The sequence below is a fragment of the SAR324 cluster bacterium genome (assembly GCA_029245725.1).
GTDB lineage: Bacteria > SAR324 > SAR324 > SAR324 > NAC60-12 > JCVI-SCAAA005.
Genome location: JAQWOT010000037.1, coordinates 1 through 2001, shown reverse-complemented (window position 1 = coordinate 2001; position 2001 = coordinate 1). Strand labels below are relative to the sequence as shown.

Annotated in this window: 2 protein-coding genes; one reads left to right on the top strand and one right to left on the bottom strand. The window is 41.0% G+C overall.

All coding sequences use genetic code 11. The annotated features are described in order from the left end of the window. Positions 1 to 220, bottom strand: a 220-nt coding sequence (locus tag P8O70_01285; protein ID MDG2195517.1) for a helix-turn-helix domain-containing protein, incomplete at its 3' end; no start/stop codon positions are given. Between the two features lie 697 nt (positions 221 to 917). Here P8O70_01285 and P8O70_01280 point away from each other — a divergent pair. Continuing rightward, positions 918 to 2001: AAA family ATPase (locus P8O70_01280; protein MDG2195516.1), on the top strand; the 1084-nt coding region annotated here is incomplete at its 3' end.

Sequence of the window (2001 nt, the reverse complement as noted above, 5' to 3'; positions counted from 1 at the left end):
AGCGGGAGAGAGTTTTGTGATGCACTCCGAGGATTCTGCCAATGGCTCTGAGCCCCAGTCCTTTAAGGTATAGCTTTTGAGCCTGTTCTTTGAGGGCTGGATCCTTGCCTCTGCGAAGCGTCTGAAAGGTTCGTCGACAAGCTTGGCAGCGGTAGCGTTGGGCCCCTCGATTCTTACCAAAGAAGATGTAGTCTGGATGAGCACAGTGAGGACATTGCATCCTTGGATCTCCAAATCCCAGAGATTACTTCCTTTGCCCAAACTACGCAATTGCTCCAACGCCTGATCATTTAGTTTAGGTCTTTGATTCTGATGGACAATATCTTCAATTAGAAGTGGGTGGAGTCCATAGAAATTCCCAAGATCCTCAATCCCTGCCCTGTCATTCAAGTGCTCAAATCCGTACCAGCGAAGTGCAATTGGAAGTTCAGTGAATTTAGAAAGGTCTGAGGAAATAACGAAACTTTCCGCATAGAAGCCATTTTTTGCATTAAGAGATATAAGTTCTGGCATCAATCAAAAAGTGATGAGTGTGTTTAATGGCTTAATAACCCATTGAAATACTGCAAATACTCTTAAAATTCAGGAAGGTAAATGATTTGAATAGATTTTTACATGCCTTTGCTTAATTGATTCTGCTGGATTCAGAGAATAGCCAGGTCAAATTTTAGGTAGATTAGGCAAGAAAAAAATAGTGTTTTGATATTTGGCAAAGTTTTCGATTTTAAGTTCATAAAATTATTCATTAAAAAAAGAATATTGGAGATCTAGTTAAATACTAAATAAATAAATTAAAGTTAGAAATAAAAATTTCATTTTTCGGTCTATTTTGAAAACTCAAAATCATTCAGGTAGTGGCTTGTACTTTGCTTGAATGTGCCAATTCTCACTCCCTAATTTAAAGCGTTCATAAGTCAATGAGCATTTCTCTAAGTCATTTTACTCTGAAAGCTGAAGAAGCATTATTGAAAGCGCAGCAAATGGCGTTGGAGGGCCGTCAAGCCAAGGTAGAACCAGAGCACCTCCTTTTAAGTCTTCTGGAGCAGAATGATCCCATGACAGAGTTTTGCTTGGATAAGCTCCAGTTAGAAAATGGAATTATTCAGCAAAAGCTCCAACTGCAGATAAGAGACTTCCCAAAAGATCAGGAAAATTCAGCGCAAACATTCATTTCAAGATCTCTGCACGGAATCATTTTGAGTGCTGAGAAAGAAGCAACTTTGCTGAATGAAACTTACACTAATGTTGATCATCTTTTATTGGGTTTGCTGAACTTTCATGAGGGTTTTTTGGGGGAGATTTGGAACAGTCTGGGTGCTTCCGCAGATCATTTGAGAAAAGAATTATCTGGCCTCTCCAAAGCAGAACAAATCATTGTTCAAGGCAGTAAATTATCTGAATCAGCAATCGAAGATTATTGTTTGGATTTGGTTGCCATGGCTCGATTGGGTGAGTTGGACCCCGTAATTGGAATGGAGGAGGAAATTCGGAATCTTATTCAAGTTTTATCTCGCCGAACAAAGAATAACCCGGTTTTGTTTGGAGAAGCTGGTGTGGGCAAAACCGCCATTGTCGAGTGCCTCGCTCAGCGAATAGTTCGAGGAGATGTGCCTGAGTGGTTGAAAGATCGTAGATTAGTCTCTCTAGATCTGGCGACAATGATTGCAGGTACTACCTACCGAGGTGAGTTTGAGAAAAGGATGAAACAACTTATTCGTGAAGTTGAGGAATCCAGAGGGCGAATTCTACTTTTTGTTGATGAGTTACATATGTTGGTTGGGGCAGGTGGTGCTGAGGGAAGTGTCGATGCTGCAAATATGCTAAAGCCCGCACTTGCCAGGGGGCGCTTACGGTGTATTGGGGCAACAACCCTAAAGGAATTCAAGAAGTATATTGAGAAAGATGCGCCCCTCGCCAGAAGGTTTCAGCCTATCCTTGTACGTGAACCAAGTATTGAGGAAACAATCACAATTTTGAGAGGTTTGAGGCAAAGCTATCAAT